This window comes from Aquabacterium sp. A08, from assembly GCF_011742065.1.
Window position 1 is genome coordinate 1 of record NZ_JAAQQT010000474.1, and the last position, 420, is coordinate 420.

Sequence of the window (420 nt, forward strand, 5' to 3'; positions counted from 1 at the left end):
GGTTTTGTTGTTGGCGTGGGAAACGTTGTTCCCGACCATGGGCTTCTTGCCCGTGACTTCACACACGCGTGCCATGATGGACACTCCAGTAAAAAATTAACGGCTGTTCGCCGCACCTCGCCCACGTCCTGTGTTGTGCCGACTGCCCCACGACCTTCTCAGGCGGTGTGGACGGCTCCGGCTCGCGGGCGGTGAATTTTTCTGTCTTGCTGCCCCGTGGGGCCGCAAAGCAAAACGCGCATTATAGCTTTGGCCCGGCGGTCTGGCAAATCATCCACGCCGCCGGGCGCCAATGGGGCCTCAGCCGGCGTGCTGTTCCAAGAAACGCTGCGCGTCCAGCGCGGCCATGCAGCCGGTGCCGGCGCTGGTGATGGCCTGGCGGTAAATGTGGTCCTGCACGTCGCCGGCGGCGAACACGCC

The 420-nt window shown here is 63.6% G+C and carries 1 protein-coding gene and 1 pseudogene; both read right to left on the reverse strand.

Translation table 11 applies throughout. The annotated features are described in order from the left end of the window. A partial coding sequence (locus HA630_RS02695) for a L28 family ribosomal protein (RefSeq protein ID WP_166832237.1) occupies positions 1-75 on the reverse strand: 75 nt, incomplete at its 3' end. A 225-nt stretch (positions 76-300) separates the two neighbouring features. Continuing rightward, positions 301-420, reverse strand: a pseudogene (locus HA630_RS23290) (thioredoxin-disulfide reductase); the annotation flags it as partial.